The 18,835-nt window shown below is 68.6% G+C and carries 16 protein-coding genes, 1 rRNA gene and 1 pseudogene; 14 read left to right on the top strand and 4 right to left on the bottom strand.

The window, feature by feature from the left end:
* Positions 1-16 precede the first annotated feature (16 nt).
* From HNQ61_RS26905 to HNQ61_RS26865, 10 genes and pseudogenes are all read left to right on the top strand, one after another.
* Positions 17-217 carry a YodC family protein gene (locus HNQ61_RS26905; RefSeq protein ID WP_170038996.1) on the top strand — a complete coding sequence of 67 codons (201 nt, stop codon included), beginning with the start codon at positions 17-19 and terminating at the stop codon, positions 215-217.
* Position 218: 1 nt separating this feature from the next.
* Positions 219-353, top strand: a pseudogene (locus HNQ61_RS29950) (DUF6953 family protein); the annotation flags it as partial.
* A gap of 25 nt (positions 354-378) precedes the next feature.
* Positions 379-486, top strand: coding sequence for a hypothetical protein (locus HNQ61_RS29945; RefSeq protein WP_420816119.1), 108 nt, complete (start codon positions 379-381; stop codon positions 484-486).
* A complete protein-coding gene (locus HNQ61_RS26895) occupies positions 461-898 on the top strand; it encodes a hypothetical protein (RefSeq protein ID WP_170038994.1) in 438 nt (145 codons plus the stop codon). The genes HNQ61_RS29945 and HNQ61_RS26895 overlap by 26 nt, the downstream gene beginning before the upstream one ends.
* Before the next feature lie 72 nt (positions 899-970).
* Positions 971-1,477 (top strand): Fur family transcriptional regulator, encoded by a 507-nt coding sequence (locus HNQ61_RS26890; RefSeq protein ID WP_170038992.1) that lies wholly within the window; start codon positions 971-973, stop codon positions 1,475-1,477.
* Positions 1,478-2,324: 847 nt separating this feature from the next.
* On the top strand, positions 2,325-3,263 hold the full coding sequence (gene speB / locus HNQ61_RS26885; RefSeq protein WP_170038990.1) for an agmatinase: 939 nt from the start codon (positions 2,325-2,327) through the stop codon (positions 3,261-3,263).
* 289 nt (positions 3,264-3,552) lie between these two features.
* Entirely contained in the window at positions 3,553-6,225 is a 2,673-nt protein-coding gene (locus HNQ61_RS26880) for a carboxypeptidase regulatory-like domain-containing protein (RefSeq protein WP_170038988.1), read from the top strand.
* A gap of 384 nt (positions 6,226-6,609) precedes the next feature.
* Positions 6,610-9,000: an Ig-like domain-containing protein gene (locus HNQ61_RS26875; protein ID WP_170038986.1), complete on the top strand. Its 2,391-nt coding sequence runs from the start codon at positions 6,610-6,612 to the stop codon at positions 8,998-9,000.
* 212 nt (positions 9,001-9,212) lie between these two features.
* Entirely contained in the window at positions 9,213-9,737 is a 525-nt protein-coding gene (locus HNQ61_RS26870; protein WP_170038984.1) for a flavin reductase family protein, read from the top strand.
* Between the two features lie 130 nt (positions 9,738-9,867).
* Positions 9,868-10,101 (top strand): hypothetical protein, encoded by a 234-nt coding sequence (locus HNQ61_RS26865; protein WP_170038983.1) that lies wholly within the window; start codon positions 9,868-9,870, stop codon positions 10,099-10,101.
* A 400-nt stretch (positions 10,102-10,501) separates the two neighbouring features.
* Here the strand turns inward: HNQ61_RS26865 and HNQ61_RS26860 are convergent, their stop codons facing one another.
* The 4 genes from HNQ61_RS26860 to HNQ61_RS26845 all read right to left on the bottom strand — a co-directional run bounded on the left by HNQ61_RS26860 (position 10,502) and on the right by HNQ61_RS26845 (position 14,514).
* Complete coding sequence (locus HNQ61_RS26860) at positions 10,502-11,380, bottom strand: NAD-dependent protein deacetylase (protein ID WP_170038981.1); 879 nt, start codon at positions 11,378-11,380, stop codon at positions 10,502-10,504.
* 212 nt (positions 11,381-11,592) lie between these two features.
* Positions 11,593-13,299 carry a catalase gene (locus HNQ61_RS26855; protein WP_170038980.1) on the bottom strand — a complete coding sequence of 569 codons (1,707 nt, stop codon included), beginning with the start codon at positions 13,297-13,299 and terminating at the stop codon, positions 11,593-11,595.
* Between the two features lie 100 nt (positions 13,300-13,399).
* Positions 13,400-13,882: a MarR family transcriptional regulator gene (locus HNQ61_RS26850; protein WP_205762088.1), complete on the bottom strand. Its 483-nt coding sequence runs from the start codon at positions 13,880-13,882 to the stop codon at positions 13,400-13,402.
* The gene (locus HNQ61_RS26845; RefSeq protein WP_170038978.1) at positions 13,879-14,514 is read right to left on the bottom strand and encodes a type 1 glutamine amidotransferase family protein; all 636 of its coding nucleotides are present in this window, start codon (positions 14,512-14,514) and stop codon (positions 13,879-13,881) included. The genes HNQ61_RS26850 and HNQ61_RS26845 overlap by 4 nt, the downstream gene beginning before the upstream one ends.
* A 210-nt stretch (positions 14,515-14,724) precedes the next feature.
* Here HNQ61_RS26845 and HNQ61_RS26840 point away from each other — a divergent pair, with 210 nt between their 5' ends.
* The 4 genes from HNQ61_RS26840 to HNQ61_RS26825 form a co-directional block, all read left to right on the top strand.
* Complete coding sequence (locus HNQ61_RS26840; RefSeq protein ID WP_170038976.1) at positions 14,725-15,039, top strand: hypothetical protein; 315 nt, start codon at positions 14,725-14,727, stop codon at positions 15,037-15,039.
* A gap of 507 nt (positions 15,040-15,546) precedes the next feature.
* Positions 15,547-17,373: a translational GTPase TypA gene (typA, locus tag HNQ61_RS26835; RefSeq protein WP_170038974.1), complete on the top strand. Its 1,827-nt coding sequence runs from the start codon at positions 15,547-15,549 to the stop codon at positions 17,371-17,373.
* Positions 17,374-18,110: 737 nt separating this feature from the next.
* Positions 18,111-18,362: a hypothetical protein gene (locus HNQ61_RS26830; protein WP_170038972.1), complete on the top strand. Its 252-nt coding sequence runs from the start codon at positions 18,111-18,113 to the stop codon at positions 18,360-18,362.
* A 383-nt stretch (positions 18,363-18,745) separates the two neighbouring features.
* Positions 18,746-18,835 (top strand): 16S ribosomal RNA (locus HNQ61_RS26825); the annotation flags it as partial.

The following is an 18,835-nucleotide window of genomic DNA, read 5'->3' as shown; positions in this document are numbered from 1 at the left end:
AGCCAAAGGAGATCTCATGGCCAAATTTCAAATCGGCGACATCGTCCAGCTAAAATCTGGCGGCCCCAAGATGACTGTAAAGCAGGTCTTCCCGGACGGAGTGGTAAGTTGTCATTGGTTCTCTGGTACAAAACTTAGTAGCGGCATCTTCTCAGCCGAAACGCTAGTCGTGGCGGAGGGTCCAGGCGACAATCGAACGGGGAAAAACAAGGCTTAGGATGACGACCGCTGCTGAAGTTGCACGTTGGATGCTGGCTCAATTGAACGAAGAAGAGTACCTGTATCAGCATTATGTTGTAGCCGAGATCGAGGAGAGGTTCGGGGAAGCTTTCATTTACTACAACGCCAACGGCAACCCCGCTGTTTTCCAAGGCAGTTTTGAAAGAATTCCACAGCCTCACTGGCGACGCCGTGATCTGGAATCGCGCTGAACGTTACTGGCGCAAACGCGAGGAGTGGGATGAGCCCGGACGAACTCAGGGCTAACCCAGGCATAGGTGGTCAGCCGGCCTCGCAGATTGCCGCCGCGCTGGCGGCGGTGGCGGACCGGGTGCCGCCGTCGTCCGTGGACGCCGTGTGGCTCTTTCCGCCGCGGCAACTGGGCGCGCGGGAAAGCGGGCTGGCGGTCCTCTCCACCTACGCGGGTGAGGGAGCGGAGGGCGCGCGGACCATCTACACGCTGCACTACGTGCTGGAGCCGCCCGCGCCCAAGGCCCTGCCCGTGCGCACCGACGAGCTGGCGGAGCAGGGGACGGTGCCGCGCGACCGGGTGGACCGCATCATCGAAGGCGTGCTGCGGCGCCTGCACGAGCCGGAATCGCCCCCCGACGTGCGGGAGGTGGAAGGCGACGAGGCGCGCTGGACGGAGATTCTGGCCGGGTTGAGCAGCGCGGCTTGACCGGGCTTATCCAGAATGATTATCGTTAGGGCCGACCAGCCCGCCCCTTTGCGCCAGTCCTGGAGTCCCCTGATGGCCACGATGGAGCACGAAGTCACCTCTCCGTACCTGCACCTCTTCCGGCGCTATCTGCGCCAGCAGGGGCTGCCGGTGACCTCGCAGCGCGACATGGTGGCGGACGTGGTGTTCGGCAGCGCGGCGCACCTGTCGGTGGAGGAGATCGAGGCGGAGCTCAAGAAGCGGGGCGAGCGCATCGGCAAGGCCACCATCTACCGGACGATGGAGATTCTGGTGCGCGCCGGGCTGGTGGAGGACCACGACTTCGGCGACGGCTTCAAGCGGTACGAGCACGTGTTCGGGCACCAGCCGCTGCACGAGCACCTGGTGTGCACCCACTGCCGCAAGGTGGTGGAGTTCAAGCGGCGCGAGATTTCGCGCATTCAGCACGAGGTTGCGCGCGAGCACGGCTTTATTCCGCAGCGGCACCGGCTGGAGATCTACGGGCTGTGCCCGGAGTGCCAGGCCAGCGGGGTCACGCTGAGCCGGAACGGGCTGGCGTGCCTGGGGCTGGGGTCTTGAGGGGAAGTGCGTGAGTGCTGGGTGCGTTAGTGCGTGAGTGCGAAGGACAGGAGAGGCCGTTCCGCGAGGGTGTCGCGGGGCGGCCTTTTTTTCTTTCGGTGGATGGGCGATGGGGGCGTGACAGGTCTTTTCCGGCGGACGGATGGGCGGGGGGGGAATCTGTTCGCGGGGCCAAGGGTGGCGCGTGCCGAGGGTGTGGCCCTCACCCCGCGTGCTGCGCACGACGACCCTCTCCCACGAACGGATGTGGGAGAGGGAGCACACGGCAGTGTCGCGCGCTGCGGAGGGTTCGGCGCGGCGGCGGGCTCCCCCCTCCCCCCAGCCCCCTCGCCCCGCAAGCGGGGGAGGGGGAGCCGTTCGGTGCGGAGGCGGGATCGGCGCGCGTCCGCCGGCCTCGCAGGCCCCTCCCCCGGCCCCTCCCCATGCAAACAGACGCACGGAGAGGGGGGAACTCACACCGGGGACTCTGGCGCTGGCGGGCGGTTGAAGCCCCGAACGGCGCGCGAATAGCGCCGTGTCGGGGGTTCCCGCTGTTTGAGCGGCGGATTCATTCGCTCAAGAGGCCTCGCCACGCGCCGATGTACGCTCCGCGGACCGAACCATCTGCCCGCCCCAACCCTCCCCAGTCTTTTTTGGGGGAGGGTGGGCCGGTGGTGCCGGCCCGGGTGGGGGCCGCCCGCGAACTCCGCCCCACACGCCACATCCATCCCCGCACATCTATACCTTCGCACTCTCGTACTGTCGTACTCTCGCACTTTCGCACTTTCGCACTCTCCCCCCACATTGTCCGCCTCGCGCACCCGACCCGCGCGACCCATCCGCACATCATGCGTACCGGAGCCGATAGATGCCCGCTGAACTTCCCGAGTCGCTCAAGGACCTTTCCTGGGAGCTTCCCCGCAACTTCCTGGGGCTGGAAGGCGATGACGCCAGCTGGGAAAAGGCCGGCGTCGTCATCCTCCCCATCCCGTACGAGTCCACCGTCTCGTACCAGGGCGGCACCAAGCTGGGGCCCGACGCCATCATCCAGGCTTCCCGCTTCATCGAACTGTACGACCAGGAGCTGGATACCGAGCCCGGCCCCGCCATCGGCGTGTGCACGCTTCCCGCGCTGCACCTGACCAGCGCCGGCCCCGAAGCCGCCGTCGCCGAACTGCGCGAAGCGTACGACGCCATCCTGCGGGAAGCCGGCGACCGCTTCGTCATTGGGCTGGGCGGCGAGCACAGCATCACCAGCGCGCCGGTGCTGGCGTACGCGGCGCGGCAGCCGGAGGGGCGCAAGCTTTCCGTCCTGCAGTTCGACGCGCACGGCGACCTGCGCATGGAATACGAGGGCTCGGCGTACTCGCACGCCGCGGTCATGGCGCGCATCATCGACACCTGCGACCTGGTTCAGGTGGGGATCCGCGCCATCACCAGCGAGGAACGGGCGCTGATCCGCGAACGCGAAGGGAACATCACCACGATCTTCGCCGACGAGATGTGGGACAACGAGGCGTGGATCGAACGCGCCCTGGCCGCGCTGGGCGACGACGTGTTCATCACCTTTGACGTGGACTACTTCGATCCCTCGCTGATGCCGGCCACTGGCACGCCGGAGCCGGGCGGCATCACCTGGTATCCCACCATGAAGCTGCTGCGCCGCGTGTTCGAGACCAGGAACGTGGTCGGCGCGGACGTGGTGGAGCTTGCGCCCATCGGCGGCAACGCGGCGCCGGACTTCGTGGTCGCCAAGCTGGTGCACAAGATGGTGGCCTACCGCACCCTCGCCGCGAACCGCGGCTGATCCGCATTCGCGGTGGATGAAAACGGAGCGGCCGGCGGATGATTTCCGTCGGCCGTTTTCGCGGGTGCGAATTCCGCGATCGCGGTCCCTCCTCCATGGCAGGTGGTGAGACACGCCTGTCTCTGTCGCGGCGCGATGCGGACAGCTCGCCGGGCTCCACGATCAAAATCCATAGCATCTGAAGTGACATTTTGTGGGTACCGGCCTTGCGTGGCCGTGCCGGCGCGGGGCAGGACGGGCGTGGCCGGTTGGCCCCGCCCGCGCGAGGTACATTCATGGGGAGGCACTGATGAGACAATCGATGTTGCGGGAGGGCGGGACGCGGGGACTCCGGCGGGGATGGCGGGCGGCCGCGATGATCGCGGCGGCGCTGCTGATCGCCGGATGCGACGACGGGCCGGTTTCGCCCAGGGGGCCGTCGCAGGTCAGCTTTTCCGGAACCGTGCGCACGCAGGAGGGCCGCCCGGTGCCGGATGTGTCCGTGCACCTGGCGGGCTCCGGCGCCGCCCCGGCGGACGTGATCACGGACGCGGAGGGGCGCTTCAGCTACACCGGGCTCAAGCCGGGCGACTACCGGATGCGTCTGCTGCCGCCGTTCGGGTACGAGGCCACCCCGGCGGAGCGCACGGTGGAGTTGAAGGCGGACGTGACGCTGGACGTGTCACTGCGCGCGGTCCGGGACAGCACGGTGACCATCGCGGCGGGGACGCGCGACACCGTCGGCGTGGCGTCCGGCACCTACGTGATGGTGGACGCCTCCGCGCTGGCCACGCCGGTCCGCGTGGGGCTGGCGGAGGCGCCGGGGACCGGGTTCGGGGAGTTGAGCGTGCTCGGCACCCCCGTGGTCATCACCGCGGGCACCGCGGACGCACCGGCTCCTTCCGGATCGCGCGCGCGGTTCGCCGTGGCGGGATCGGGGCCGCTGGTGCCGGTGACGGTGTGGCAGCGGGTTCCTACGTGCACGGGATCGTCCGTGCAGCTCGCCTTTCGCGTGGACCCGGAGGCGGGAAGCGACCCGGTGTTCATCTACGCGCAGTCCGAGTGCACCACGTGGACGGACCCCACGACGGGCCGCAGCGGCTCGGCGGTGCGCGGAACGGCGTCGGTGCCCGCGGGTTCGCGCCTGCCGCTGGCGGCCTTCTACCGTGACGCCGAGTGCACGGCGGGGGACACGCGCAGGCTCACGCTGGCTCCCGGCAGCACGGAAGGCGGCGGGCGCATTCCGCTCATCGTCATCCACGGCTGGCAGCCGGACCGGCTGGACTGCGCCTCGTTCAACCGGTTCCACCCGGAAACGGAAACGTTCGGCGACTTCATCACGCAGGTGAACTCCACTCCCGATCTGGCCTCGCGGTACTCCGTCTACGTGCTGCGCTACCCCACCTTTCAGCCGGTGGGGGTGGCCAGCGAGTACCTGCACCAGCAGATCGAAGCACGGGGCTGGCGGACGGGCGGCGTGGTGCTGGTGGGCCACAGCATGGGCGGCCTGGTGGGGCGCGGATACCTGGCCGGGCACGGCGGCGACGCGGTGCGCGCCCTCATCACGCTGGGCACTCCGCACGAGGGGAGCCCGCTGGCGGACGTGCGCAGCATGCCGTCGCGCTGCGGGTCCGGGCTCGCCCGCCTGGGAGACCGCTTCGCCACCACGCCGGGGATGGCGGACCTGAGCCCCGGCGGACCGTTCATCACCAGCCTGCGCGGCCACACGGAACACGGCACGCGCGTCCTGACGCTGGCCGGCGACGCATCCATCGGCGTGCTTCCGCCCGGACTGACGCTGAGCCGCTGCATGCTCACCGGGCTGCTGGAGGAGCTTGGGGTGGCGGACCGCCGCACGGACGCCGTGGTGCCGGTGGCGAGCGCGATTCCCGCCTGGACCGGGGTGCAGCACCTGATGACGGGCGAGGACCACAACGATCTGACGGCGGGGACGGCCGCCACCCGCGTGCGCTTCATGCTGCGGCAGGTGGCGCGCTGCGTTCCCGGCACGCCGCCGGCACCCGTGGCGGCGAACGCCTTTCCGCTTTCCGGCAGCGTGGCCCGGCAGGACAGCGGGCGCATCGACGTGGTGCTCAACCCCATCGTCATCGACGGAAAACCGGTCGCCGGGCTCACCAAGGACAACTTTACCATCGTCGAAAACGACTGCCTGAAGTTCTTCGACATCACCACCAGCGAGGGCAACGTGGGGGTGGACGTGGTGTTCATCCAGGACCTGTCCGGGTCCATGAGCGGCGCCATCACGGGCGTACGCAACAGCGTTCTGGCCTTTGCCGCGGACCTGCGCGACCGGGGGCTGAACGTGCGGCTGGGTTCGGTGGGATTCTCGGGAGGGGGGACCATCGTCACGCACCCGGGAATGGGCACCTGCGAACGGCTGGGGCCGGCGCTGGACCTGGCCGCGCCCAATGCCTTTCTGGATCACGTGCGCGCTTCGTGGACGGCCACGGGCGGGTGCGACGGGCCGGAGAACGGGCTGGAGGCCATCAAGTACGCCCACGAGCGCATGTCGTGGCGCCCCGGCGCGGCCCGCGTGTACATCGTGATCACCGACATCAGCATGCACCACGCGGGGGACACCTGCAACGGCGCGGGCCGCTGCACCGACCAGACCATCCGCTCCATCGTGGACCTGGTGGGCTCCACCTCCACCATCCAGGTGGTGGCTCCCACCGCCGCCTCCACGCGAACCAGCGGGGGCGGGGTGGACCCGTGGCTGCTCGCGGACGGAACGGGCGGAAGCAAGCTCGTGCTTCCCGCCAACGGCTCCGTGAACCTTCTCACACTGGGGATCGCGGAGCGCATCGCCCAGACCGTCCGCCTCACCTTTACCTCCACCACCGACCTGCGCGCGGCGCACCGGCCGCGCATCCGCGTCACCGTGGGCGGCGCGGTGGCCGAGATCGCGCCGGGGCTGATCAGCTACGACATCGATCCCAGCCTGGCGCGGGCTCCACGCTGAGCGACCCGCCGTCACGCGGTTCGGGCCGGGTGCGCGGGCGCAGGTCCCGCGACCGGCCGCGGGGGCCTGTGCCGCGGCGGATGGAAGGCGCGGTTGATGGAACTCGAGGTGGATGAAGGGAAGCGGCCGGTGGATGATTTCCGCCGGCCGCTTCGCTGCTGGATGCGCCATGCATTCGGCACGGGACGCCGCAACCTGCCCGCGCAGGCGTGCCCGCGCGGCGAGACGGCGATCCGGGGGAGAGTGGCATAAGTCAATGCCAGATATCGGCTTACGCGAAGGTGCGCCGAATCTCTGTACGAGCGGGCCGGTTGCCTGTAACTTGATGCGTCGCAGTTTGCCGACCCTTCCTCTGCGTGCTTCGCGCTTCCCTCCCAGTAGATCATGAAAACAAATCTGTTTGCACGGGGCGCCGCGGCGCTCGCGCTTGCCGTTCTGGCCGCCTGCTCGGAAACGGGTCAGCCGCTGGCGCCGGAAAATCCGGGGCTCCAGCCGCTCGTGGAGATGAACTGCATCGCCACGCTCTCGTCGCGCAGCGTCACCTGCAGCGAGGTCGCCGCGGGCGGCCCGTCCAAGGTCATCGCCGGAAACCAGGGCGTGTACGTGCGCCTGATTTCCAGCAACATCACCATGACGGCGGACACGTTCGCCTTTGACGTCAACGTCCAGAACCTGATTCCGCAGGCGCTGGGCACCACGGACGGCATCACGCTGGACAGCGCCGCCGTGCGCGTCTTCTTCCACATCCCGCCCTTTGTGCGGCAGGGAACGGGAAGCGTGTCGGTGGCCAACGCCGACGGGCAGGCGGAGTACACCGGACTGGGACAGGACTACTACCAGTACGACGAGATCCTGGAGCCCAACGAGACGTCGACCATCACCAGGCGCTGGCAGCTGGTCTTTACGCCCGGTGTGGACCAGATCGGCCTCAAGCTGTACGTGGCCGCCAAGGTGCCGCGTCCGGACGGCTACGTGGAGCTGAGCGCCGGAAACCCGTTCCAGCTCACCGGCACCACGCAGTCGTTTACGGGTGTGGTGCGCGATGTCGTGGGCAACGTCGTCGACACTCCCATCAGCTGGATGACCTCCGATTCCGCCGTCGCCACGGTGGATGCGTCCGGAACGCTGACGGCGGTTGCGCCGGGCCGCGTGATCCTGACGGCCACGGCGGGCATCCGCATCGGCGCCGACACCATTGACGTGTGCCCCGACCTGCCGGTGGGCGGCGTGTACACGGCGTCCATGCCGTCCGCGTCCCGCGTCTGCTTCGGCGGCCAGGCGAGCACGGCCGAGTACACGTACATGCCGGTGAACCTGTCGACCGCGTCGTCGCTGGCGCTGTCGGTGACCGGAACGGGGATTCAGGCCGTCACCGGCCCGCCGTCGCCCAACATCATCCCCACGGGCGGGATCACGCTGGGCGGCGGCAACGCGGCCCTTGCGGCGAACGATGACGGGCACGTGGCGCGACTGGCCGCGGAAAAGCGTGATCTGGCGGGCCGCACCGCGCTGGTGCGCAATCGCGCGGCTTCCGGCGCGCGGCGCACCATCACCCCCGGGGTACCCGCCGTGGGCGACCTGTGGAACCTGAACGCGGTCCAGGGCTGCAGCGGCACGCCCGACGTCCGCGTGGGACGTGTGCGCAGCGTCTCTCAGCGCGCCATCATCGTGGGCGACACGGCCAACCCGGCCGGCGGATTCACGACGGCGCAGTACGATTCCATCGCGCTGGAGTTCGACAGCATCGCCTACTCGGTTGATGTGGCCAACTTCGGCGCGCCGACGGACATGGACAACAACAGCCGCGTCGTTCTGTTCTTCACGCGCGCCGTGAACGAACTGAGCCCGCCGGCCAGCAGCCAGGTCACGAACGGGTACTTCACCAACCGCGACCTGTTCGGGACGGGTGACTGCGCGCTCAGCAACCAGGGAGAGATCCTGTACATGCTGGTGCCGGACCCGACCGGCGCGGTGAACAGCAACGTGCGCACGGTGTCGTTCGTCCGTGGCAACGTCACCCGCACCGCGGGGCATGAACTGCAGCACCTGATCAACGCCTCCCGCCGTCTGACGGCCGGCGCGCCGTTCGAGGAGGCGTGGCTGGACGAAGGAATGTCGCAGGCGGCGGAGGAGTTGATGTTCTACCGGACCGCGGTCGGCCTGGCTCCGCGGCAGAACATCAACCTGAGCAACCTGACGACGGGGCCGAACGCCTCGCGGCGGGTGGCGGCGTTCAACACGTACGCCAACGGGAATTTCGGCAACCTGCGCTCCTGGCTGCAGCGCCCCGACACGAGCGGGGCATTCAAGACGACCAGCCCGGCTTCCCCCGCCTTCCGGGGTGTGAACTGGGCGTTCCTGCGGTACGCGTCGGACCGGGTGAACGGAAGCGACGCCGCGTTCTGGCAGTCGCTGGTGAACACGACCCTCACCGGCAAGGCGAACATTCAGAACGCCATTGGAGCCGATCCGGACCTGTGGCTGCGCGACTTTGTCGGGGCCATGTACGCGGACGACGCGGTGACGGGGATCGCGGCGCAGTACACGCAGCCGTCCTGGAACTTCCGCTCCATTTACGGCGGTCTGGGCGGAGTTCCGCTGCTGGCGCGCCCGCTGACCAACGCCACCGCGCTGACGCTGTCGTACAGCCGGGGCGGAGGCACGGCGTACATGCGGTTCGGCGTTCCGTCCGCGGGCTTCGCGACGCTGACGGCGCTCAGCGCCGGCCTGCCGCCGACCTCGCCGTTCCAGTTGATCGTGGTTCGCACCAAGTAGTTCCGCGCTCGGCGGAGAGCGGCCCGGCGCCACTCTCCGCGGGGCTGAAGAAAAGGGGGCGGGGCCGGGATCATCCGGCCCCGCCCCTCTGTTTCATCCCGTCTTTCTCCGGGCGATGGCCCGATCCGCCTCGCCCGGTTTTCCGCTGGGAGCGGACGTTGCGGAGATGCGGTCGATCCGCTGCATCCGGCTACGACGATCGAAAGATTCGCATGACCCGACCGATCCAGGCGACGATCCGCACCCGCGACGATGATGACGGCGAGGCGGGCGAGGTGCGCGCGTCTGATTTCCGCGAGGCGGTGGCGCGCTGGGCCAGCGGCGTGGCCGTTCTCGCCGCGCGCGACGGCGACGAGGTGGAGGCCATCACCCTCACCGCATTCACGCCGCTCTCCGCCAGTCCGCCGCTGGTGCTGGCGTGCGTGGGCAACGAAGCGGCCGTGCTGTACGTGCTGGAGGAAGCGGGGAGCTTCACCCTCAACCTGCTCGCAGCGGACGATCGGCGCGTGGCCAGCGACTTCGCGCAGCGGATGCCCGTCAGTCCAGGCCGCTTCACGGAGGGCGATCCGGTGCTGCGCGGCGCGATCGTCTCCCTCGTGTGCGACGTGTGGGAAACGCACCCGGGCGGCGACCACCGCGTGGTCATCGGGCGGGTGCGGCGGATCGTGACGGGGGAGGAGGCCGATCCGCTGCTGTACTATCACCGCGAATACCGCGCGCTCGCCGCCCCCCGCTGAGGAACCGCTTCTGATCGCGGAGGATGGATGTCTTCGCTCCCGCGCGTGCCGATGGCGCCGGGCTCCGGGCATGGTTCCCGCTCAGGGCGCAGCCGGAACGATCCACGGAAACGCTGACGAGGAGTGCGGGATGGCGCGTGAGGTGACGGATGGAAACGGGACCACGTGGAGCTGCGTGGAGGCGTACGCCGGGCTCGATCCGGAGGGAAAGAGCGAGGCCGCGCGCGTGGAGGGCACCGACAACTACCGCGTGATCGCCACGCCCACCGGCGGCGCGCAGACGGTGGAGATGGAGCTTCCCGCCGGCTGGTCTGATGACCTGTCCGACGACGATCTCGTGAAGCGCATCGAGCAGGCGGCCTGACGACGCGCCGCGCCGTGCAGGGGCGACTGAAGTCGCGGCAACAACGGCGCAAAGTCCGCCTGCGCGGACTGCCGGCCGCTACCTGCGTGCCGACTCGGAGAATGGCGTCCGAGGGCCCGCGAACGAATGATTCGCCGCTGGGGAAGCACTAAATTCGCCCGCTCCCGGCATCTCCCGAAATGCACCGAACCCTCCGCCCTCCCAACCCTCCCCCAGTCTTTTTTGGGGGAGGGTGGGCCGGTGGTGCCGGCCCGGGTGGGGGCCGCCCTGAAGCCCGCCACCGCACCGGCACCCATCGCCCGCGGGCAGGGGGTCTGCTCCCGGGACGGCGGAGGGGTCCAAAACGAAAAGGCCGTGCCTCGCGAGAGAGGCACGGCCTTTTGTCATCCGCCTGGTGGCGTCAGCGCGGAACGGTGAGCACGGAGGCAAGGTGCGGGAGCACGGTGCCCAGCCGGCCTTCCACCTTGACCGCCGCGCACTCGTCCGCGCGCGTCGGGCCCACGTTGATGACGGCGATGGGCACGCCGTCCTGCTGCGCGCGGTAGATGAACCTCCGCCCGGAGTACACGGTGAGCGACGAACCGGCAACGAGCAGCACCTCGCCCTCGCCGAACAGCCGCCACGCGTCCTCCACCCACGCCGCCGGCACGTTCTCGCCAAAGAAGACGACGTCAGGCTTCAGCATGCCGCCGCACGCGCGGCAGGCGGGCACCTGAAACGCCTCCGCCGCCCACGACGGCAGTTCCGCGTCGCCGTCCGGCGCGGACTGCACCTCTCCCGCCACCGTTCCTCGATAGATGCGCTCCGCCCATTCCTCGTTCGCGCCCAGCAGCCGCGCCTGAAACGCGTCGCGCGTCTCCACTTCGCCGCACGCCAGACAGCGCACGGCGGCAAGCGAGCCGTGCAGTTCCACCACGCGTGCGGAGCCCGCGGCGTGGTGCAGCCCGTCCACGTTCTGCGTGATGATGCCCTGGATGGCGCCGCCCGCCTCCAGTGCGGCGAGCGCGTGGTGCCCCGCGTTGGGCCGCGCGGACGAGAAGCGCGGCCAGCCGATGGCGCTGCGCGCCCAGTAGCGCACGCGCGACGCATCGTTCCCCACGAAGTCGCGGTACTGAATGGGCGCACGCGGCTTGAGCAGCGCTTCCGGGCTGCGGTAGTCCGGAATCCCCGACTCCGTGCTGCACCCGGCCCCCGCCAGCACCACCACGCGGCGGCCGTGCAGCAGATCCACAAGTTGCTCCAGCGCTTCGGCTTCCGGGGCGGCGGCCAGTTCGGTCATCAGGGCGGCGGTCGTCGGGGACGTCAATCATTCGCGTGCCCCGGATACACGCCATGCCCGTCCGCGTTCATCCCTCGCCCCGCCATCGAGCGAACGCATCGCCCGTCATCGAACGAAAAAAGCGGTGCCGCGCACGCCGTCCGGGGACGGGTGCGCGGCACCGCTCATCATCCATCAGCCAGCACCGGGGACGTGAACCCCCAGAGGCGTGCTTACTTGATGGGGTTCTTCATCCCGCCGAGCACTTCTTCCGCGCTCGCCTGGTAGTTGGTCACCGAGCTGGTCCACGTGCCCCAGACGGTGGGGTCGATGACGTCGCCGTTGGCGCCCAGCTTGGCGAGGCGCGCCTGGTCCTCGTCCGTCAGCACCTGGCCCGCCAGCGGCTGCAGGTGCTTCACGTCGTTCGCCGACACGCCGATGGCCTGGCCCACGCGCGTGCCGTAGTCGTCGTGCACGAGCAGCAGGTGCCACACCATGCGCTCCTGCACGTCGCGCTCGCACTGGCCCAGCAGGTCGCCCAGGTTCTGCACCAGGTCGTCGCGCTCCCAGTCCATCATGGTGTTGTAGCGGCCGCGCGCCTGCACGTAGTCGTTGCGGCGCTCCAGCACGCTCTGCGTCAGGTGGCCGTGGATCTCCGGCGCGTGGTTGGGCTTGCGCTCCGCTTCGCGCAGCCCGCCATGGATGGACGGCTCGTAGTTGACGTGCGGGTTCTGCCCCGGCGCCAGGTCCACGCCGTACGACATCTGCCCGCCGCGCTGGTTGGTGTGCACGCGCCCGTCCACGCCCTTGGGCGAGTTGACCGGCAGCTGCAGGTAGTTGGAGCCCACGCGGTACCGCTGCGTGTCGGAATACGAGAAGGTGCGGCCCACCAGCATCTTGTCGTCCGAGAAATCGAGCCCGTCCACCAGCACGCCGGTGCCCATGGCGATCTGCTCGTTCTCGTTGTGGAAGTCACTGACGTTGCGGTTCAGCGTCATCACCCCCACATGGCGCAGCGGAAAATCGTTCTCCGGCCAGATCTTGGTGTCATCCAGCGGATCCCAGTCCAGCTCGGGATGCTCGTGGTCATCCATGATCTGCACGAACATGTCCCACTGCGGGTACTCGCCGCGCTCGATGGCTTCAAACAGGTCGCGGGACGCCGAGCCCAGGTCCTGCCCCTGCACCTTGCCCGCTTCGGCCGCCGTCAGGCTGGCCAGCCCGCAGCGCGGGTGGAAGTGGTACTTCACCAGCACCGTGCCGCCCTCGGCGTTCACCATCTTGTAGGTGTTTACGCCAAAGCCCTCCATGTGCCGGTAGCTGGCCGGAATTCCGCGCGGGCTGAACAGGTGCGTCAGCATGTGCATGGATTCCGGCGTCTGGCTCATGAAGTCGAAGATGCGGTTCGGCTCCTGGCGAAAGGTGACCGGGTCCGGCTTGAGCGAGTGGATCACGTCCGGAAACTTGACCGCGTCGCGGATGAAGAACACGGCCAGGTTGTTCCCCACCAGGTCCCAGTTTCCGTCTTCCGTGTAGAACTTGACCGCGAAGCCGCGGGGGTCGCGCGCCGTCTCCGACGAGTCGCGCCCGCCGATGACGGTGCTGAAGCGGATGGCCAGCGGCGTCTTCTTGCCTTCGGTGGCGAACAGCTTGGCGCGCGTGTAGGTGGACGCCGGCTCGTCGCCGATCTTGCCGCTCGCCTCGAACTCGCCGTAGCACACGAAGCCGCGCGCGTGCACCACCCGCTCGGGGATGCGCTCACGGTCAAAGTGGCTGATCTTTTCGAGAAAGTGGTAGTTCTCCAGCGTGGCCGGGCCGCGGCTGCCGACGGTGCGCTGGGACTGGTTGTTGGCGACGGGGTGACCCTGTCGGGTGGTCAGAGTGCGGTCTTCCCCCGCCTGGCGGGTGTCATCGCTGGCGTTCGGATCGCGTTCCGGCATGGTTTCTCGCGTCAGGTGGTGAAGAGTCGTGAACGTCGCGGGGGAATCTGCGGCATTCCGTGCCCGCGCGCGAGGTGTGCGGCCCCGTCTTTTTGCGCCGTCACGCGGGACGCCAGGGATCGTCGTCCAGCCGGGCGGCCAGCCGGTCCATCACTTCCACCGCGCCCCGCAGGTCATCCTCCCCCATCCCGCGCGTCACGTGCGCCGCCCACGCGTGCTGCAGCGGGCGGATGACGGCGATGGCGTCCCACCCCGCCGCGGTGGGGCGCAGAAGCCGGGCACGGCGGTGGCGCGGATTGTCGATGAACTCCGCCATCCCGTCCGCCACCAGCACGTCGGCCAGCCGCTGCACGCTCTGCCGCGTGAGTCCCATGGCCCGCGCCGCGCCGGACACGGTGAGCGGTTCGCGCAGCACGGCGCCCAGCACCTGCCATCGCGCCGCCGTCAGCCCCGCCGGCCGCGCCATGTGCTCCGCCACCTCCAGAAACAGCCCGTTGAGCCGGAACGTGCGCATCACCAGGTCCGTGAGCGCCTCCTGCTCCGGCGAGCGCCCGGGGGGACGCCGGTCCCCGGATGCGCTCACGCCGACGCCGCCTGCTCCAGTTCGACGAGCTTGTAGAAGCCGGCGGGATCGTTGTGCTTGTACAGCGCGTACCACGCGTCCAGCGCCTCGGGGGCGTACAGTTCCAGCCGCTCAAAGATGGCGCGCGCGAAGTCGACGGGTGCGGTGCCGCTGGCGGTGATGAGGTCGCCGTCGCGCAGGGCGGGGGAGCCGGCGTAGTGCTCCGCGCCCGTGTACCCGTCCTGCCAGTTCAGATATTCCACAGCGTTGCTGGTGTGCGGCCGGTCATTCAGCATCCCCGCGCGGGCCAGTGCTCCGGTCGCGCCGCAGATGGCGGCGACGGGGACGCCCGCGGCCAGAAACTCCCGCGCCTTGTCTACGGCATCCGCGTGCGCGCCCTCGTCCCAGCTGGCCGCGCCGGGAAGGATGAGCATGGCGCTGTCCTCCGCCCGCAGTTCATCCAGCGCGACGTCGGGAAGGATGGTGATGCCGCCCATGGTGCGGACGGGATCGCGCGTGGGCCCCACCGTCCTGACCACGTACCGCCCGGGATTCCGCTGGTAGACTGGCTGGTTGATGCCGGCGATGGCGTACCCCGGCTCCCAGTCGGACATGGTGTCGAGGACGAACAGATGCACCGTCTGCGCTTCCATGGGACCTCCCGGAGATGATGAGCAGGAACGATGACAGAATGCTGTCATCCCTCGAAGCTAAGAGTACGACAGCAGGCTGTCAATCGTCGCCGCCGCCGCCGTTCTTGTCAGAGATGCACCGACGAGAGCGTTTATATTCCGCCACATTGCGATGGATCGCAGTCTTTCCAGGTGCGATCACTTCCATCCTCTTTTCCGGGAGAGAGTCCTATGCCAAACCAGCGCAAGCTCCGCCTCGACTTTCAGGACCTGCAGGTGGAGTCGTTCGATCCGGCGACCCAGCCCCCGTCCCGGCGCGGGACGGTACTGGGGCAGGGAGGAACCAACACGGCGACCGGGGGCGGCCTGGCCGGCTGCGACTGCGGGACGTGGGCGAACACGTGCTACGGAAGCTGCCCGGACACCTGCTACAACACCTGTCCCGGTGCCGGGGGCTGCCCGGCCGCGGAGGAGACGCAGGGGGCAACCTGCGCCGAGACCTGCTATTGGGTTGGCACGCGGCCGTTCTACGACGGCATCTGCTGATCCACGGACTCCGCGTTCCTCCAACCTCGCGTGAGGAGATGGGACGCGAGGCGCGGGAAGGGCGGGTGGGCTCCCAGGCCCACCCGTCCTTCGTTGCTCATCCCACCACCGCCGCGGGTGGAGGCCGTCCGTCGAGTGCCGGGTCCGGCGGCCGCGCCGTTGCTCCTCCGTGACCTCCGTGCATCCTCCGTGACCTCCGTGTGAAACGGCAGTTCAACGCAGGAACCGTTCACGAACGCCCCGTTCCATCCAGCAAAGTTCAGCAAATCCGCCAGATCGGAGCGCGTGGCTGAGAGCGCGATGCGGAATGTGGGAGTCCATTGGTCCGGGCACGCCGGGCCGCTCAGGTAACAGAACCCGCCAGGGGTGGACTAAACCCCCGCATTCCATTATTTTACACGGCTGTTTCCCAGCGCGGGCACCTCGATGCGAGGCGCCCGTGTTCCTTTTGGGAACGGCGCCGAGCATCGCTTCCGAGCCCGGACGGGCCGCAGAGATAGAGGATTCATGTCCATTCGCAACATCGCCATCATCGCCCACGTCGACCACGGAAAAACGACGCTGGTGGACCACATGCTCCGCCAGGCCGGCACCTTCCGCGAAAACCAGCAGGTGGCGGAGCGGGTGATGGACAGCAACCCGCTGGAGCGGGAGCGCGGAATCACCATTCTCGCCAAGAATCTGTCCGTCCGCTGGAAGGACACCAAGATCAACATCGTCGACACCCCGGGCCATAGTGACTTCGGCGGCGAAGTCGAGCGCATTCTGCGCATGGTGGACGGCGTGATCCTGCTGGTGGACGCGGCCGAGGGCCCCATGCCCCAGACGCGCTTCGTGACGCGCAAGGCGCTGGAGCTGGGTCTGCAGCCCATCGTGATCATCAACAAGATCGATCGCGGCGACGCCGACCCGCACCGCGTGCACGACGAGGTTCTCGAGCTCTTCATGGAGCTGGAGGCCAAGGACTACCAGCTGGACTGCCCGTTCCTGTACGCGGTGGGCCGCGAGGGCGTGGCCATGCAGAACCCCGAGGACGAGCGCATCAACCTGACGCCGCTCTTCGACAGCATCGTGGCGACCATTCCGGAGCCGCTGGGGCAGCCGGAAGGCCCGTTCCAGATGCTGGTGTCCACCATCGACTACTCGCCGTACCTGGGCCGTCTGGCCATCGGGCGCATCGAGCGGGGCGTGGCGCGCGTGGGCGAGTCCGTCGTGCTGCTGGGCCATGGCCACGAGGGCGACATTCCGGCCTCGGCGCGCATGCGCATCAGCAAGCTGTTCACCTTTGACGGGCTGGCCCGCGAAGAGGTGGAGTCGGCGTCGGCGGGCGACATCGTGGCGCTGGCCGGGCTGAGCGACGTGGACATCGGCAGCACCGCCTGCGATCCGGACGCCCCCGAGGCGCTGGAAGGCATCGCGGTGGAAGAGCCGACCGTGTCGGTGGACATCATGGTGAACAACTCGCCGTTCGCCGGCAAGGAAGGCAAGTACGTCACCAGCCGCCAGGTTCGCGACCGCCTGATGCGCGAGCTGGAAAGCAACGTGGCGCTGCGGGTGGAAGAGACGGAGTCGCCCGACACCATGACGGTGAGCGGCCGCGGCGAGCTGCACCTGGGCATCCTGATGGAGACGATGCGCCGCGAGGGGTACGAGTTTGCCGTGTCGCGCCCGCGCGTGATTCTCAAGAAGGGTCCGGACGGGCAGCTTCAGGAGCCGTACGAGGAAGTGACCATCGACGTCCCCGAGAAGCTGATGGGGCCGGTGATCGAGAAGCTGGGGCAGCGCCGCGGCGAAATGCGCGAGATGCAGAACCCGGGCGGCGGGCTTACGCGCCTGGTGTACCGCATGCCGGCGCGCGGCCTGTTCGGCTACCGCTCGGAGTTCCTTACCGACACGCGCGGCGAGGGAATTCTGCACCACCAGTTCATGGAATACGGCCCGTACGTGGGCACGCTGAGCACCCGCAGCCGCGGCGTGCTGGTGAGCATGCTTACGGGTGAGAGCGTGGCGTTCTCGCTGGGCAACCTGCAGGAGCGCAGCACCTTCTTCATCGACGCCGGCGTGCCGGTGTACGAGGGGATGGTCGTGGGCGAGAACTCGCGCCAGGGCGACATGGAGGTGAACGTGATCAAGGGCAAGAAGCTCACGAACATGCGCGCCTCCGGCAGCGACGACAATATTCTGCTGGAGCCGCCTCGCCTGATGACGCTCGAGGACGCGATGGGCTACATCGCCGACGACGAGCTGATCGAGGTGACGCCCAAGAGCATTCGCCTGCGCAAGCGCCTGCTGAACGCCAGCGACCGCAAGAAGGCTTCGCGCGCCTCGGCCTGACCCGCCGCTGGTTCAGATGTGACGAGCCGCCCTCTCCGGAAGTCCGGGGAGGGCGGCTTTCGTTTGCGCGGTTCTGGACGATGGGGAGACGGGTCTGGACGGATTGGAAAGGCGGTTTGGGCGTGTCCCTGCGCTGCGCTCCGGGCCGGGCTGCGCGCGCCGTAGGCAACGATACAGCTGTTGCCAACGGCGCCGAGCCCCCGGTTCGCGCCACGGTCCGGACCCGGTGGAAGGCCGGGGCGCGCGCGAACCGCGTTCTCGGCCCTCCGGGCGCGCATCCCTCACGCGGTGCTCGCCCTCCACGCGTCCCGACCGGCTCCGGGCGGAGTTTACCCCGTCCCTCGATCTCCCCCGCGACCTCCGCGAACCCCCGCGACCTCCGCGTGAGTGCAGTTTGCGAAGCCCGCGGCCACGCAGCTGTCCGGGAGCCGATCCCGAAGCCGGCGGCCGTCCCCCCGCGCCCCTCCGCCACCCCCGCGTCCTCCGCGTGAAACGGTGTTGCGATCCGCCCGTCCACCCGGGGCCGCCGAAGCGCGCGGACGCGGCGGGGCGGGGACGCCGAAGCCGCGGCGACGCGCCGTTCCGTGCGCCATCTGTGGCGGCCGGCGGGCGGCGCGCAAAACCCTTGACATCCTTTTCGCCCGTTGTACTTTCGGGCCGAACGAGGCTGGTCGTCATCTTGCTGCTGCGCCTGGCGGCAGCCCAGGCAGAATTACCGTCCTAACAGGAGACTCGGAATGCCCATTGTCATGGCTCGCCCTGCGGTCGATGAGGATCTCGATCTGGACGAGGTGTTCGTCGCCCGGCTTGAGGAGGAGAGCGAGGGCGGCGAGGAAGGGTGGGACGACGACGGCGATGATCTTGAGGACGACTTCGACGACGACGACGATTGGGACGACGACGACGAGGACGACGAAGACTGGGACGCCGAGGATGACGAAGAGTGGGACGCCGAGGACGACGACTGGACCGAGGGCGAAGAGGCCTGATCCATCCGTCCGGAGCCATGGTGCCTGGTGAACCGCACGCCCGCCGCGCAGCCCTGCGCGGCGGGCGTGGCCCGTTCCGGCGCCCTGCCCGCCCAAAACAGGCTTTTTGAAAAAAGATCGCGGCGGGGGGTTGACGGGGGGCTTGGATCGGGCTATACTTTCGGCCTTGCCACGAGCCACTGAGCACGCGGCGCTGGACTGTTTGACAATCAGGGTGTTTGGGGAATGTCTGTTCGAGCCTCGCACGGGAGCATACCTTCTCCGGTGCCGCGCAGGCCGCTTCATGGCGGCCGGGTGCACGAGGCAAAAAAAGGCAAAAATTCCGAACGGAAGCAACGGACAGTAAAATGTCCGGCGTTCTGTTCAACGGAGCTGTTCGAATTCTCATGGAGAGTTTGATCCTGGCTCAGGACGAACGCTGGCGGCGCGCTTAACACATGCAAGTCGAACGGGGCACTTCGGTGCTTAGTGGC

Source organism: Longimicrobium terrae (assembly GCF_014202995.1).
Lineage (GTDB): Bacteria > Gemmatimonadota > Gemmatimonadetes > Longimicrobiales > Longimicrobiaceae > Longimicrobium > Longimicrobium terrae.
This window is presented reverse-complemented; position numbering and strand designations above follow the sequence as displayed.

What these genes read in the sequence shown, in the direction of transcription:
- HNQ61_RS26905 (WP_170038996.1), top strand. Translation starts at nt 17, where the DNA reads ATGGCCAAATTTCAAATCGGCGACATCGTCCAGCTAAAATCTGGCGGC.
- HNQ61_RS26895 (WP_170038994.1), top strand. Translation starts at nt 461, where the DNA reads ATGAGCCCGGACGAACTCAGGGCTAACCCAGGCATAGGTGGTCAGCCG.
- HNQ61_RS26890 (WP_170038992.1), top strand. Translation starts at nt 971, where the DNA reads ATGGCCACGATGGAGCACGAAGTCACCTCTCCGTACCTGCACCTCTTC.
- speB (WP_170038990.1), top strand. Translation starts at nt 2,325, where the DNA reads ATGCCCGCTGAACTTCCCGAGTCGCTCAAGGACCTTTCCTGGGAGCTT.
- HNQ61_RS26880 (WP_170038988.1), top strand. Translation starts at nt 3,553, where the DNA reads ATGAGACAATCGATGTTGCGGGAGGGCGGGACGCGGGGACTCCGGCGG.
- HNQ61_RS26875 (WP_170038986.1), top strand. Translation starts at nt 6,610, where the DNA reads ATGAAAACAAATCTGTTTGCACGGGGCGCCGCGGCGCTCGCGCTTGCC.
- HNQ61_RS26870 (WP_170038984.1), top strand. Translation starts at nt 9,213, where the DNA reads ATGACCCGACCGATCCAGGCGACGATCCGCACCCGCGACGATGATGAC.
- HNQ61_RS26865 (WP_170038983.1), top strand. Translation starts at nt 9,868, where the DNA reads ATGGCGCGTGAGGTGACGGATGGAAACGGGACCACGTGGAGCTGCGTG.
- HNQ61_RS26860 (WP_170038981.1), bottom strand. Translation starts at nt 11,380, where the DNA reads ATGACCGAACTGGCCGCCGCCCCGGAAGCCGAAGCGCTGGAGCAACTT.
- HNQ61_RS26855 (WP_170038980.1), bottom strand. Translation starts at nt 13,299, where the DNA reads ATGCCGGAACGCGATCCGAACGCCAGCGATGACACCCGCCAGGCGGGG.
- HNQ61_RS26845 (WP_170038978.1), bottom strand. Translation starts at nt 14,514, where the DNA reads ATGGAAGCGCAGACGGTGCATCTGTTCGTCCTCGACACCATGTCCGAC.
- HNQ61_RS26840 (WP_170038976.1), top strand. Translation starts at nt 14,725, where the DNA reads ATGCCAAACCAGCGCAAGCTCCGCCTCGACTTTCAGGACCTGCAGGTG.
- typA (WP_170038974.1), top strand. Translation starts at nt 15,547, where the DNA reads ATGTCCATTCGCAACATCGCCATCATCGCCCACGTCGACCACGGAAAA.
- HNQ61_RS26830 (WP_170038972.1), top strand. Translation starts at nt 18,111, where the DNA reads ATGCCCATTGTCATGGCTCGCCCTGCGGTCGATGAGGATCTCGATCTG.